Annotated in this window: 9 protein-coding genes; 5 read left to right on the top strand and 4 right to left on the bottom strand. The window is 42.3% G+C overall.

All coding sequences use genetic code 11. The features are described 5' to 3' along the window. Positions 1–143 precede the first annotated feature (143 nt). The 4 genes from ygfZ (at position 144) to GW828_RS06455 (ending at position 5,704) form a co-directional block, all read left to right on the top strand. The gene (gene ygfZ, locus GW828_RS06470) at positions 144–1,106 is read left to right on the top strand and encodes a tRNA-modifying protein YgfZ (RefSeq protein WP_273058335.1); all 963 of its coding nucleotides are present in this window, start codon (positions 144–146) and stop codon (positions 1,104–1,106) included. Positions 1,107–1,253: 147 nt separating this feature from the next. After that, positions 1,254–1,958, top strand: coding sequence for an ABC transporter ATP-binding protein (locus tag GW828_RS06465; RefSeq protein WP_273058336.1), 705 nt, complete (start codon positions 1,254–1,256; stop codon positions 1,956–1,958). A 3-nt stretch (positions 1,959–1,961) separates the two neighbouring features. Then, positions 1,962–4,541 (top strand): ABC transporter permease, encoded by a 2,580-nt coding sequence (locus tag GW828_RS06460; RefSeq protein WP_273058338.1) that lies wholly within the window; start codon positions 1,962–1,964, stop codon positions 4,539–4,541. Further along, entirely contained in the window at positions 4,538–5,704 is a 1,167-nt protein-coding gene (locus GW828_RS06455) for a lipocalin-like domain-containing protein (protein ID WP_259396780.1), read from the top strand. The genes GW828_RS06460 and GW828_RS06455 overlap by 4 nt, the downstream gene beginning before the upstream one ends. Positions 5,705–5,903: 199 nt before the next feature. On the opposite strand, the gene GW828_RS06450 is transcribed toward GW828_RS06455, so the two are convergent. Continuing rightward, on the bottom strand, positions 5,904–6,059 hold the full coding sequence (locus tag GW828_RS06450) for a hypothetical protein (RefSeq protein WP_165870140.1): 156 nt from the start codon (positions 6,057–6,059) through the stop codon (positions 5,904–5,906). Positions 6,060–6,153: 94 nt separating this feature from the next. Between GW828_RS06450 and GW828_RS06445 the strand changes: the two genes are divergently transcribed. Continuing rightward, entirely contained in the window at positions 6,154–7,038 is an 885-nt protein-coding gene (locus GW828_RS06445; protein WP_124017324.1) for a LysR family transcriptional regulator, read from the top strand. Positions 7,039–7,143: 105 nt separating this feature from the next. Here the strand turns inward: GW828_RS06445 and fusA are convergent, their stop codons facing one another. The 3 genes from fusA to GW828_RS06430 form a co-directional block, all read right to left on the bottom strand. Next, positions 7,144–9,237, bottom strand: a complete 2,094-nt coding sequence (gene fusA, locus GW828_RS06440; protein WP_124017323.1) for an elongation factor G — start codon at positions 9,235–9,237, stop codon at positions 7,144–7,146. A gap of 392 nt (positions 9,238–9,629) precedes the next feature. Beyond that, a complete protein-coding gene (locus tag GW828_RS06435; RefSeq protein ID WP_259395310.1) occupies positions 9,630–11,081 on the bottom strand; it encodes a diguanylate cyclase domain-containing protein in 1,452 nt (483 codons plus the stop codon). A 157-nt stretch (positions 11,082–11,238) separates the two neighbouring features. Continuing rightward, complete coding sequence (locus GW828_RS06430; protein WP_124017321.1) at positions 11,239–15,792, bottom strand: ATP-binding protein; 4,554 nt, start codon at positions 15,790–15,792, stop codon at positions 11,239–11,241. Between the last annotated feature and the right edge of the window lie 98 nt (positions 15,793–15,890).

Here is a 15,890-nt window from a genome sequence, read left to right as displayed (position 1 = left end):
TTAGGTTAATGAGCTTCTAAAAAGCTATCTTGGTAACAAGGTAGCTTTTTTTTATTGGTTTTTAAAACCTTGCCCCCTGTTGAGCATTGTATTATTCCGTTACACTCCAACCATACCGTCTTATTCTCAGCTTAGGGATAGTTATGACCATTTCAGTAAATCAACCCGATTGGGATTTCATCGCCACTTCTCCTGCATTAATGCTATCAAGTTTGACTCATATGGGATTAATCGAAATCACCGGCGAGCAAGGGCGCAGCTTTATTCACGGCCAAGTTACCACTGACATCACTTCACTAGGTGAAAATGAATGGAAATGGGGCGCACATTGTGACCCTAAAGGCAAAATGCTTGCTAGCTTTCGTACGTTTGCAATAGCCGACAGCTTGTTTATGTTACTGCCAAAAAGCGCACTATTGTTAGATTTACCCCACTTACAAAAATACGCGGTATTCAGTAAAGCTGAGTTGGCTAATGTGAGCGATGATTACCACATAATCGGTATTGCTGGCGCAGAAGCACAAGCCTTTGTTACGCAATATTTTGGTGAGGCGTCGCAAGCGCTTAATCTCGTCGACCAAGGGGCGATCATTCGTGATGGCGAACGTTTTATTGCCATTGTAAAACGCGCTACCGCAGAGACTATCATTAGCCAATCAGGCCAAACATTATTTGATGCCACTGCATGGCAAGCGTTAGAGATAAAAGCTGGTTACCCCAACATAGATGCCGCCCACTCAGGCCAGTACGTAGCGCAAATGTGTAATCTACAAGCCATCAATGGCATCAGCTTTACCAAAGGCTGTTACATGGGCCAAGAAACCATTGCCAGAATGAAATACCGCGGTGGTAATAAGCGTGCATTGTATATTCTATCTGGCACCAGTAGCCTAAACATCACTACTGACACCCAGTTAGAAATCGCCCTTGAAGACGGTTTTCGCCGGGGAGGCAATATCATTGAGTGTGTCCAATATGGCGACAAAGTACTTCTGACGGCTGTACTGCCCAATGATACTGAAAACAATGCTCAACTGCGTATTGCTAACGATGAAAGCTCACAGTTATCCATTATTGAATTACCATATTCATTAGTCGATGCTTAACTAATTCAATGTTTTATTGTCACTAAGCGAGCCATTGGCTCGCTTTTTTTATGTTTAGACATAAACAGATTTTATCGCGTATATTGGTCATCATATGACACAGTCAATGCATTACGTTTATCAAAGCTAATTCGTTATGGAGCAATTATGACAAGCATCGTTACCTTAGAAAATATTAGTAAAGGGTTTCGCGATGGCGAGTCATTTCATCCCGTATTGCAGCAAGTGAGCCTGACACTGCAACAAGGTCAAACAATTGCACTAACAGGCCCTAGTGGTAGCGGTAAAAGCACTTTACTGAATATCATTGGTGGCTTTGAAACTATCGACAATGGCGACATGTTAATTCGTCAAGGCGATAACATGCACTCAGTAACACAATGGCAAGATAAGCAATGGAGCCAGTATCGACGTCGATCGCTTGGAGTGATATTTCAGCATTTTAACTTACTGACACCATTAAATGTCCGTGACAATATTCAATTCTCACTGGCGCTCAACCAATTAACTTGGAGCCCTTGGTGTGATGAGTTATGCCATCAACTCGGCTTAACCCCATTACTGGAGCGTAATATTGAAAATCTCTCTGGTGGGCAACAACAACGGGTCGCCATTGCGAGAGCATTAGCTCACAAACCACAATTGATTTTAGCTGATGAGCCGACAGGTAACCTCGATCAACACGCTGGAATGCAGGTAATGCAACTACTCACTGAATTAGCTCAACAAGCAAACTGCTGCATTTTGATGGTTACCCACAGCGAGGAGTGTGCAGCGTTTATGCAACACCGTTGGCATGTTGAAAATCAGCAAATAGTAGTTAACCCTACAAATAAAAAGCTGCAGGGATAGACAATGATGACCGACTCCTCATCAATTAGTCGCTTAAGATTATGTTTGCGCTTATTTGTTAGTCATTATCGTCATGCGCCACTGCAAGCAAGTGCCATTTTACTGGGCATTATGCTGGCAGTGACTTTGCTTATTGGGGTTTATGCCACCAATGAAAACGCTAAACAAAGCTACGGCAATGTCTCCGAGCTACTCAGCCAACAAGCACGCTTATCCATTAGCCACCGCACAGAAAGCAGCATTGATGAGTCGGTATACTTTGCATTGGCTAATGGCGGATTCAATACCATCGCGAGTATTGAAGGTATAGCAACAGATGAACAAGGCCGGCTTTGGCGCGTCAACAGTAGCGATATTATTGCGGCAATCAGCAGCCGCAAACAGCAAAATACTGACTCTCACTCCTCTGCCGCGATAACGTCAACCAATATTCCCCTTGCCGAATTGCTCAGCGGCCAAGCCAAGGTATTAATGTCGCTAAGCCAGCGTGATCGCCTTGACAATCTCAGCCGCAAAACTGACCGCTTAGTACTGAATAAGGTCCCTGTTGAGATCATCGCCATTGATGATAACTGGGGACTTGGAACCGCTATTCTTGCCGATATATCTTTAGCCCAACCGTTACTGAATATGCAAGGAAAGCTCAGTTATATTGCGGTATTTGACTCAAAGCCAGCAGATCCTAATGCAACAGCGCCTGAGTCAGATGAGCAACTCATCGCTCGGTTAACCGACACCCTAACTCAAGCAGGTATTGACACCAGTAAGCTAACTTTCACCACTCGAACCAGTGAAGGTGAATCGCTTACCGCCCTCACGGCGAGTTTTCACCTTAATCTTGATGCCATGAGCATGCTAGCATTTGTGGTCGGATTATTTATTGCTTACAACGGCGTGCGCTACAGTTTAATGAAGCGTCAAAAACTGCTGGTGCAAATCATGCAGCAAGGTATAGATAGGCGTACTGTGATGTTTGCCTTAAGCCTTGAAATAATATGTTTAGTGTTTGTCGGCTGTATATTAGGCTTTATTGGTGGCTTACAGTTGTCGCAGTGGTTGCAACCTATGGTTGCGATAACCCTTGAACAGCTTTATGGCGCAAAGTTATTACCCGGAATTTGGCAATGGCAATGGTTTGTACAAGCATTGATACTAACCTTGTCTGCGGCATTTGCAGCCTGTATCCCAATGCTAATTAGCCTTATCAAAACACCATTAGCCCAAGGGGCCCAAAAACAGCCACAAAACCAACAATTCAATATTATTCATTGGCGCCAATTTGTCATCGCAGTGTTGCTGTTACTCATTTGTACTGTCGGATTTGCCTTTACCGAGCAGTATCGCCATAGCTTGGTATTATTAGGTATTATCTCAGTGGCTATTCCATTGCTATTACCACAATGCCTGCATTGGGCGGTTAACTTACTCAGCCCATTTATGCCTAAAGGACTTTGGCAATATGTGATTGCAGAAACCAAAGAGATAATTGCCCCGCTTGCCTTGGCAATGATGGCAATGTTGTTAGCACTGTGCGCCAACATTGCCATGAACACTTTAGTTGGTAGCTTTGAAATCACCCTAAAAAAATGGCTCGATGCCCGCTTACATGCCGACTTATACATAAGACCAAATCCAAATCAGATAGATGCTTTAATCTTATTATTAAATAACGATCCCAAAGTTGAAGCCATTTATGATCAATGGACTATCGATAGCAATCTTAATCGGATTGAAACACCACAAACACAAGTGCCTATCGATCTAGTCAGTCGCGATCATCTGTCGTTGACAGAAACAACCGTGTTTAAAATCACTGCGGATGACTTTTGGCCTGAGTTCACCCAAGGCCATTATGTGATGATCAGTGAACCCTTATCGATAAAATATCAACTCGATATCGGTGATAAAATTCAGTTATCACAACTTAATCAGCACACATTAACCGTTGGTGGAATTTATTACGATTATGGTAATCCTCAAGGCGAGGCGATTATTACCCAGTCTTTATGGCAACAATCTCAATTACCAGCTAAACCGATTAGCCTAGCAGTATCGTACCAAGGCGATATTACTCCACTACAAGATAGCATTAGCCAGAAAATCAATCTGTCTTCCGCTTATATGTACAGCCAGCAGCGGATAAAAACCGAAGCGATTACCATATTCAATAAAACATTCTCTATTACTGTGGTACTGAATAGTTTGACCTTACTGGTGGCGGCTATCGGCTTATTCAGTGCCTGCATGATGCTAACACAAGCAAGGCAAGCACCATTAGCACGCTTGTATGCCCTAGGTGTTAGCCGCAATCAATTGCGTATAATGGTATTAGTGCAAATGTTATTCATTGTGCTATTGACCTGCTTGGTTGCATTACCCACAGGCGCATTACTGGGTTATTTGTTAATTCACAAGGTGACCTTGCAAGCATTTGGCTGGAGTATTGCTATGGTATGGGATTGGGCGGCTTATTTTCAAGTGGTGGTCATTGCGATAGTGAGTTGTTTATTCGCGGTATGTTTACCCTTGTATTGGCAGACTCGAAGACCACTCATATCGAGCCTACAACAGGAAGCATTATGATCTCTTTTATATCAACTATAGTGCCCAAAGCAGCCTTTAAAATGCCACACAGTATGGCTATATTAACGATTTTTGTAATCGGCCTAGTGTTAACGGCTTGTTCACCAGCACAAGACACCGCAGAAAAAGAGTCAACCATTAGCAGCATGTCATCAACATCTGCTGAAGGGTATAGCGACGTTGTTAAAGGTAAAGTATTACAATTTCCACAAGACCATTTAGCTCACAATGACTTTAAAATTGAGTGGTGGTATTTAACCGCTAACCTCACTACCACAACCGGTGAAGACATTGGCGTACAGTGGACTCAATTTCGCATCGGCCTGAGACCACAGACAAGTACGATTACACTTAAAGAAAATGACTGGATAACTAATCAGCTTTACATGGCCCATGCCGCAGTGACCACCAAAAGTGAACACTTAATCGCCGAAAAATGGTCTCGCGGCCATCCTCAACTTGCAGGTGTGGAGCCACAACCATTTGAGGTTCATTTGCAAAACTGGCAATGGTTAAGTCAATCAGAACAACTATTGCCAGCTACATTAACCGTCGCAGGTGAGCAATTTAAGTATCAATTACAACTCAGTAGTCAACAACCGCTGCAATTACAAGGTGAGCAAGGTTATAGCAGTAAAAGCGCCGATAAAAGTGTGGCATCTTACTACTATAGTCAGCCTTTTATTGACGTCACTGGAGAGATAACCCGCCATGGAGTGACTGAGCAAGTAACTGGTAAAGCCTGGCTTGATCGAGAGTGGAGTTCGCAATTTCTAACTAAGGCTCAGCAAGGTTGGGACTGGTTTTCACTGCGTTTAGATGATGACTCAACGCTAATGATGTTTAGGCTTCGCGGGCAAGATGATACGGATCACTTCTACAGTGGCAGAAGAATGTTTGCCGATGGCAGTGGGCGTAATATCAACAGCCAAGATAATCCCGGTGACATCTCAATGGAGCCAACGCAGTGGCAACAAACTGCATTAGGCAAACACCCTATTGCTTGGCATCTTCGGATTGACAGTGAGGGCATTGATGTCACCACTGACGCATTAAATCCTAACAGTGACATGCTGGTATCAACCTCATATTGGGAAGGACCCATCACCATTAGCGGCAGTCACAAGGGTAAAGGCTATATGGAGTTGACCGGCTATCGCTAATACTGTGAGCATTTATAGCAAAAATAATGTCACTACTATCTGCATAAGTTGTGTATCAGTTATCTTGCCATTTGGTTAGCTGCATGGGTCATAAAACCGTAACTGACAATATTGACTAACAATATAGAGCTAATTAAAACAGTAATATTCACATCTGATAGAGTAATACTCTAAGGCCTGATTAAAAAATAAACCCAGCTTAAGCTGGGATTATTGGTTGAGATCTTTGCTGAACAACTTGCTCGTTGTTTACGGCTGTTGCTTTTGATGTCTTCGATGATTCAATCTCATCATGCTCTACTGGCATCGCTGCTTGCCATAATGCGCTAACCCATAAACTTGAAGTAGATTTCATTGTTATTCCTCCGTTTTTGCTAAGGAGTTCAAAGTAATCCTTTAAGGTTCATAGGTAAAATGAATAATTACCATGAAGTGGATTCCATTTAAGCATGAACATCCCAATCAAGAGCTTACAGATTTTTCTCACCATAGTTGAAACCGAAAACTTTACCCGTGCGGCACAAAAGTGCTTTATGACCCAACCGACACTGACCAAAACCATTCAACGTTTAGAGGAAAATATTGGTGAGCAGTTGCTTATAAGAAATAATCAAACAGTAGAATTAACCCAAGCAGGACAATTGTTTGAACAAAGTGCGCGGGAGATTTTGGGTCACTGGCATCGACTTCAAGAAGGGATTAGCAACCTTAGCGGCTTAAAGTCTGGACGATTACGACTTGGAGTCTGCCCGATGATGAGCAGTTTAATCACGCCTTTGTTGACCGAGTATCGACAAAAATACCCCGGAATCGAATTACAAATGAACGAGTATGGCGGATTTGGTTGTGAGCAAGCACTGCTGAACAACAGTCTAGATATTGCCTTCACGGCGCTGCCTACAACGCATAAGATAGAGTTAGCGAACCAAGCGCTAACTAAATACCCTTTACTTGCCTGCTTACCAGAAGGGCACCCTCTGGCTAGCAAAGCGGAAATACGCTGGCAAGACTTTGAATCTTACCCCTTCATTCTTTACAACGAAGATTTTTCATTAGCCAAGTTAATTAATCGTTTAAGCCGTAAAGTTGGTGTACAACTTAATATTGCTTTTAGAACGGGTCAGTGGGATTTTTTAGCGGCAATGGTTGAAGCTAACTTGGGCGTCGCAATTTTACCCGAACCCATTTGCCAACGGCTAACCAGTAGCAAACTGATATTTAAACCAATGCAACCTGCCATGACCTGGGATTTAGCCTTGATATGGCGAGAGAACCTGCCATTAACTCCGCCGGCTCAAGCACTCTTAACCCTCAGTAGAGATGGCCATCAATAATGTGGTAAATGCTGTCAGGGTTTTTATATGCTGTTAACAGCATAAAACAAGCATAAAAAAACCGCTGCCTAGGCAACGGTTTTTATGGGCAAATCGAAACTAGAATTACTTCTTAGCTTCAGCAGCCTTACGCTCTTTAACTTGAGCAACAACTTTCTCAGAAACACTGTTTGGACATGGGCTGTAATGAGCAAATTCCATAGAGAATTGACCACGGCCTGAAGTCATTGTACGTAGTGAACCGATATAACCGAACATTTCTGATAACGGTACTTCAGCTTTAATACGAACACCTGTAACACCAGCGTTTTGATCTTTGATCATACCGCGACGACGGTTAAGGTCACCAATTACGTCACCAACGTTGTCATCTGGGCTGAATACGTCAACGTTCATGATAGGCTCAAGAAGTTGTGCACCGGCTTTAGGCATAGATTGACGGAATGCGCCTTTAGCAGCGATTTCGAACGCGATAGCTGACGAGTCAACTGCGTGGAAAGCACCGTCTTGAAGCACAAGTTCAACGTCTAACACAGGGAAACCTGCGATAGTACCTGTGTTCATCATGCTCTTGAAACCTTTCTCAACAGCAGGCCAGAATTCTTTAGGTACGTTACCACCAACCACTTTAGAAGTGAAAGTGAAACCAGTGTTTTGCTCGCCAGGGCGAATAGTGTAATCAATTTTACCAAACTGACCAGAACCACCAGACTGTTTCTTGTGCGTGTAGCTATCTTCAATTTCTTTAGTGATAGTTTCACGGTAAGCAACTTGAGGCTCGCCTACAATTAGGTCAACGCCGTAAGTACGCTTAAGAATATCAACCTTAATGTCTAAGTGAAGTTCACCCATACCTTTAAGGATGGTTTCACCAGAATCAATGTCAGTCTCTACACGGAAAGATGGATCTTCTGCAATCATTTTACCGATAGCGATACCCATTTTCTCGCTGCCGCCTTTATCTTTTGGCGTTACAGAGATAGAGATAACTGGCTCAGGGAATACCATGGCTTCTAGTGTACAAGGGTGCTTAGGATCACATAAAGTGTGACCAGTTTGCACGTTCTTCATACCAACGATAGCGATAATATCACCGGCTTGGGCTGATTCAATTTCGATACGTTCGTTAGCATACATTTCAACCATGCGGCCAACACGCTCAGATTTACCAGTGAATGAGTTAAGGATGGTGTCACCCTTTTTCAAACGGCCAGAATAAACACGTACGAATGTTAATGCACCAAAACGGTCATCCATAATCTTGAACGCTAATGCTTTAAACGGAGCATCAACATCAACGATTGCGAATTCGCCATTTTCGTTACCTTCTTCGTCAGTTAGCGGTTGTGGATCAACTTCAACTGGATCTGGTAAGAAATCAACAACGGCATCAAGTAATAACTGCATACCTTTGTTTTTGAATGCGCTACCACAATATGTTGGGAACACAGCCATTGTACGAGTACCCGCACGGATACAACGCTTAACGTCTTCTATAGATGGTTGAACACCTTCCATATAAGCTTCTAGTAGGTCATCGTCTTGCTCAAGAGCAGTTTCGATTAGCATTTCACGGTATTCTTCAACTAAGTCAACCATGTCAGCTGGCACATCAGTAATTTCGAAGTTTTCTGGTAAACCAGAATCATCCCAAATGTGCGCTTTACGAGTTAGTAGGTCAACAACACCACAGAATTCGTCTTCGATACCGATTGGTAAAACCATTACCAATGGGTTAGCTGCTAAAACGTCTTTAGTTTGCTTAACAACACGTAAGAAGTCAGCACCCATACGGTCTAACTTGTTTACGAAGATGATACGCGCAACTTCAGAATCGTTAGCATAACGCCAGTTTGTTTCTGACTGAGGCTCTACACCGCCTGAACCACAGAATACACCGATACCGCCGTCAAGTACTTTAAGCGAACGATATACTTCAACAGTGAAGTCAACGTGGCCTGGAGTATCAATAACGTTGAAACGGTGATCATTCCAGAAACAGCTTACTGCTGCTGACTGAATGGTAATACCGCGCTCAGCTTCCTGTTCCATGAAGTCAGTGGTTGATTCACCATCATGTACTTCACCGATCTTGTGGATCTTACCGGTTAGCTTAAGGATACGCTCGGTGGTCGTGGTTTTACCCGCGTCAACGTGAGCGAAGATACCAATGTTTCTGTATTTGGATAATTCGGTCATGATTCAACTTTAATGATTAGTTTAAGAAGTAGACGGAGCATGCGAAAAAAAACCGACACACCGCACATCAGGTTATTAAGGCGCATATTGTAAATTGGAACCTTGCTGGGCGCAAATAGCTGTTGCAATATTTATTTACTTTTAGCAAAAAAAACCGCATTAAAAGCCATTAATACCATATAAAACAAAAGACTAAAAAATAATAGTTTATTTTTTAGTCTTTAGGCTTATTTCACCTTAAAATGTTAAATTTTAGCTTAAATGGGTAAATTAGCCTTTTTAGCCCCCAATAATGTCGCTATTGAACATTGTGCCATATCGAGCAAGCATTTATTAATCTACATAATGAATTGGTTTAGAGGCGTAAACATCAATCAAGATGAGGTTTTTATCTACGCACTACAATATTGATTACGTCCTGACTGTTTAGCTTTGAACAACGCAGCATCGGCACGTTCAAAGCACGCCTCTATGGGTTCACCCTCACCCAGCAGAGCAATCCCGTAGCTGCAAGTCACTTTGATATCGTTGTAAAAATGAAAATGAGTGAGTTCATCGGTAATTCTTTGGCATAGCTCTTGGGCATTGATCAACTGCACATGCTGGCAAACGATGACAAACTCTTCACCGCCCCATCTGGCGACAACGTCACGCTCTCTCACTGAAGTTTGCAGCACTTGGGCAACCTGGACCAATATTTTGTCACCAATAGCGTGTCCATGCTTGTCGTTTATTGCTTTGAAAAAGTCGATATCTATAATGATTAAGCCAATATTATTATGGTGATTTTGCTCAGTAGGAGCTTGTCTAGTATCGAGAAATGTTTGGTTGAAGTATTGACGATTATACAATTTTGTTAGTGGATCGTGTTGAGCCAAAAAGTCTAAATCACTATTTTTTTGCTCAAGTTGTAATTGTAATTGCTGTAACTGTTTATTGTTTGCCTCTAAATGAACATTGTACTTACCGATTGATATTGTGCGGTACAGGAGAAATAAAATAAATGTCCCTAATGCCGTTAGCACAGGGATCACTAGGCTATAATCAATGTCTTCGATCACGGTAATATTGTGCCATTTCTTATAAATTGCAATATGATCGGCTTGGGTGATTTTTGCCAATCCTGCATTAATCTGTGGCAATAAATCTTGCTTTGCGTGAATAACCCCCATGCGTAATTCATCTTCAGGCCCTCCCCAACCCGCTATTTTAAGCGAGGTTAAACCCTGTTGTTGAATATATGCATTAACAGAAAACATTGATCCAACAAATACATCAGCCTCACCATTCGCGACTTTTTCCAACCCTTGGCGCTCACTATTAGTCAATATAGTATTGATATTGGGGTAATACTGTTGGATGTACTCGACTAAGCGATAATCTTTGGGGATGGCCAATAAGCGGTCGCCGATATTTTCAAAACCTTGTAGAAAGGGTTGCGACTTCAACGACACCAGTACATTTGGCGATTTAAAAAAGACCTCACTAAAGTAGAGATATTGGTCGCGCTTTGGCGTTTGATTTAAAATAGGGGTTAACTCACATCGACCTTGTTTGAGTAATTCTAAACTCTGCCTCCAAGAGGTTGTCGGGACTAACATAAAAGTTAAACCGGTATACTTTGTTAATAAGGCTAAATAGTCAGAGGAAACACCAGTATGACGACCATCGACGATAGCTTCGTAAGGTAACCAATCGGGATCAACACAATAGCGGACGATATTACGGCTTTGTGAGTCGATTAAAGGCTGCACTTCGAGCACAGAAGCGCTGGCATGCTTAGTGTTGAACAGATTAATCAATATCAACAGCATGACCAATAACACGCTAGATATTTCAGGCAAACTCAACCTTCTCAATAGTATGCTCCACCCATTATGACTCAAGAAAATGGTCGAAAAAGAAGTGTATACGCTATTGAGTGTATGACAACATACCCAAATATGACAAAAAAATACCCGCCAAATGGCGGGTATTTCATTTACTGAACAATTATAGGTATTAAGCTTCGACTGGTGAGATCACAAATAGTAAGTCGCCTTGTGAAACTTGCTGGCCATTGCTATTGAGAATACGTTCAATGCGATACTGTTGGTCTTCAGGATATAACACACCCGTTTGACGATTAAAGCCCGCTAACGTCAGTTGCGAGAACATCTTCATTGCTTCCATCAATGCCAATGTCTGTTCAACAGTAACAATGTCACCTTCTTTTACAAAGTCAGCTTCACCCGGTGCTGGAGAGGTATAGAAAATACCAGCCCCCTGAGCCATAACCTTCAGCTCGTTACTTTCACCAACACGTAATGATTCAGTATCAACCTCAATCGCTTCTGCTGCCGCTTCCATTTCTGCAATCAGTGCAGGTATATCTAACTCAGCCATTAAACGTGGCAAGTAGTTAGTGTCATATACCCCTTCGTTGAAGGTTGGATCTTTAAGGATAAGCTTTAACAATGGAATGTTAGTCGCAATACCTTTAATCACTACGCTATCGAGGTACGCATACATTTTAGATACAACGTCGGCACGGTCAGTACCACGTATAATGATCTGGGCGATCAAACTATCATAGTATGGCGATACTTCTTTGCCAGCAGCGGCAATCGAAATAATTTCAACATCATCACGCTGAGGCAATACACATTCAGTGATTTTACCTGGATTCGGAATAAGCTGCAGAATACCATGGCTATCAAGCGCTGCTTTTTCCGCCGTTACGCGCACTTCCATGGCGTAACCTTGGTCAACAGGCTCAAGCTTTTCAATTGAACGGCCAGCAGCAATATCAAACTGCGCGCTAACAATATCGATACCTGATGTCGCTTCTGTCACCGGATGCTCAACTTGCAGACGTGTATTCATTTCCATGAAGTACACTTCGTTAGCATCTAGGTTATAGATAAACTCAACAGTCCCTGCGCCCATATAATCGGTTACTTCGCCTAACGCACGTGTATATTCCATTACGCGTTGCTTAAGCTCTTCAGGCAACATAGTTGAACCTGATTCTTCGATTACTTTTTGGTTATTGCGCTGTACTGAACAGTCACGAATACCCAATACTTTGGTATTACCAAACTTGTCACGCAGTAACTGCACTTCAATATGACGTAATGAGGTAACGTATTTTTCTAAATACAAATCACCATTGCCAAATGCAGCAGCAGCTTCGGTGGCGGTTTTTTGGAACAAACCAATCATGTCTTCAGGACGTTTCACAACCTGAATACCTTTACCACCACCACCTTGTACCGCTTTTAGCAGCACAGGATAACCAATCTCAGATGCTACGTTTACGGCTTGCTCTGCGTTAGTCAAAATACCATGACTACCAGGCACAACTGGCACATTTTGCGATTGAGAAGTATGGATAGCATTAGACTTGTTACCCATTGTGGTCATTGAATGCACACTAGGACCAACAAAGTTAACCCCATTGTTGACACACAATGCTGCAAACTGCGGACTTTCTGATAAGAAACCGATACCAGGATGTAACGCGTCAACATTTTCATATTCAGCGACTTTCAAGACTGAGTAAGCATTAAGGTAACTTTCATCTGAAGTATTACCACCAATACATACAAGCTTATCTGTATCTTTCAGCATATCTGCTGGAACAGATGTCATGTCAGGATCTGAAGCCACCAACACCACATTAATATTGTTGTCGTGAGCTTTACGGATCAATTTAACAGCCGTACAACCACGAGCATGTACCAACACTTTATGAATAGGCTTCATCAGTGCACGAGGATCATTTTGGACAATGACGTCCTCTAACTCAATCACTTCAGGCACTAGCGTCGACAATGCTTTACTGATCACGTCTTCGATCTTCATTGTCGGTAATGGCATGAGTGGATCAATACCCGACAACTGAGTGTCTAAGGTGTCACTAAATGGATTATGAACTAACCCAGTCATGGCACCTGGCACTTTAGACAAATAGTTAGACAGTGTTGCTGTTGATGGTAAGTACGCAGGTACCACCATTTGGCCAGCAAACGGCATGTTGGTGCCAGACAAATAGTAAGTCTGTACTAACGGATGAGTCACGAAACTGGCTTGAGCACCACCCGTACAATCACCAAAACCAAACATTAATACCGGTAATTCGTTATCACGAATAAAGCGTGTAATACGGTCATTCACAACCGCCATTGAAAACAATGCCGCCGCGCCTTCTTTGGTTTGCATGCCACCAGAACTGATGAAACAAATAACCGGAAGTTTGCGCTTAGCACATTCGATGAGTAGCGAACTGAATTTTTCAGCACTGGCCATATCAAATGCACCGGCTTGGAATGCGGTATTTGAAACCGCAACACCAACACGTAACTTACTGCCGTTATTATTAAAATCAGCTAGACCAGTAATTAAACCGCAAGGACGGATCTTTTTATCAATAGCGTCTTCAATTGATAAACGGAAACCAGGGAAGTTAAGCATGTTAGCTGACATTTTGTCGGCATCAATTTCATCAAACTTATTAAAGAATTGTTTGATGATATTTTCCCATGCCATCTTGCCTTGTTTTTTCTCTTCACGAAGCACTTTTAGGATCAGTAAGTCTTGGTAACCCATGGTTAAGCGGTTCCAGAAATCCTTACGACGGCCAATACGCACAGGGTTAATGGTGCCGGTATATTTGTCATGATCGTCTTCACTGTCGAAATATTCAGGCAATAAACGTTCGAAGAAGTACGTCAAAATAACAAATAAAGAATCGTTTAACTGAGGGAAACCGACACTCTTCCATTGCTCTACACGCGTTAACAATTCTGCACGATTCGATTGATCCATGAAGTATTTTAACCACTTATAGAACTTACTCTTGTCGTTAGCTTTGTCACTTGTCGATAATGCGTTATCAATAGATTTATGCAGTAACTTATCCACCGACTCGCGAGATAAGCTTTTTGACATCATGGCTTCTTTCGAAATTGACGCCAAGCTACCTACAACATTGTCATATAGGGCATTAAAAATAAGCACGTTATGACACTGCCAAATAAAGTCTGCACGTAATTCATCATTAACCACAATATCTAACACAGTAAGTTGGCTAAGCTCAGGCCACGGCGCTTGTGTTGTAGACTTAGGCAATGACTCTAAATGTTTAATTAAGCCATTGAAGTTGTTAGCAGCATTACTTTTCCAACGATGGTATAACGACCAACCAATGTTAAATAACAATGCTTTACGCGCTTTTTTATAGTTCTCTTTTGGTTCACCCAAAATAAAACGAGTAATGACGTTACGCTCGGCAGAAATATCTTTACGTTTAGCGCTAAAGGTACCCCAAAGCTTATTCAGTTCTTCATCATAAACTAACTTATCTGGGTTGGTTAACCACGCTTGGAACACACGTTCCTGCTCTTGCTTAATGCGCGCTAACAAGTCACCTTCTGGCACGCTCACTTTTGATAAGCGACCATACTGTTCTTGTGAGATTGAATGAATACGGCTACGCAAGGTCAAATAACGTAAATAACGATATGCACTACCAAAAATATTGTGGTACATGGTCGGGTTATTGGCGACAGACAAGCGAGTATTATTTTCAAGCGTCAGTAAATTAGCTGACGGCGCTAAAAAACGCTGCAAACTACGATCGTAATGATCTTTTAAATCGGTAGATTCACGCACAAAATTCATTGCTGCACGTTCAACAGCTTCAATAGCACTGATAATCGCACGACGGAAATTATGCTGACGCTCATCTTTATCTGATGGAGTGAAATCGATAATGCCGTCAATACAGCCTGCGGTATATAACTCTTCTGGAGAAACGCCAACAGACTTAGCACATTCCTGCCATGACAAGTTGTACTTACGCGCAATGCTTTGCAAACCTTGTGGCTGAATGGTGTTAAAAATACCGTCTCGAACAGACAATAAAATATTAGCTGCCGCTAATGGAATAGCACCACCTGAGTAACCTGCACCAATCACAATACCGACTGTCGGCACATCAACATTGGCACTTTCAGCAATCGCTTTAGAAATGGTATGCGCTTGGTTTTGACTATTGGCAATTTCGCCAGCATCAGCACCAGGAGTATCAATAAGATATACAATAGGCATAGACAATTCGGCGAAATGGCGAATCGCTTTACAGGCTGCAAGATGATGCTCTGGCATCCATGCGCCATTGGCGGTAGTTCGTTCCTGCGCGATAAAACCAATACGGCGAGTACGCGTGCCGAAGTTAAGTTCCACTTCAGCACGATAAAACGGTCCGATGTGACTTTCGGCAATAATCTTGCCTTTTAAGTCAGCGATCATACGCTTCGCACCCGGGCGGGTTTTATCCAAGGTTGGTTGGATAACTTTATTGACGTAACCGTCAACGTCTAGAGATGCCAAACTTTTCAAGTTTGATTGAATCGCATCTTCTGTTAATAGCCCTTTCACTTCTTCAGATAAACTCTGCTTGTTATGAGCAGGAAATAATGAAAAGTCTTTAGCCAAGTGTTCAGCTTGTAAAAAAAGTGGGTCAGCCGATAGTGCTTGAGTCTTGTTAGCGGGCTGCTTTTTGCTGGTCATCCTTAGATCCTCTGCTTATATAGCCTCTGAAAATTTTTTTAGCTTGTAAATATAACTTTGTTAATGGGTAAATTACCATATAAACTAGCTTGGACGCT

The organism is Shewanella vesiculosa, from assembly GCF_009994065.1.
Lineage (GTDB): Bacteria > Pseudomonadota > Gammaproteobacteria > Enterobacterales > Shewanellaceae > Shewanella > Shewanella vesiculosa.
Note: the sequence above shows the minus strand (reverse complement) of the source record. Positions and strands in the feature narration are given on the sequence as shown.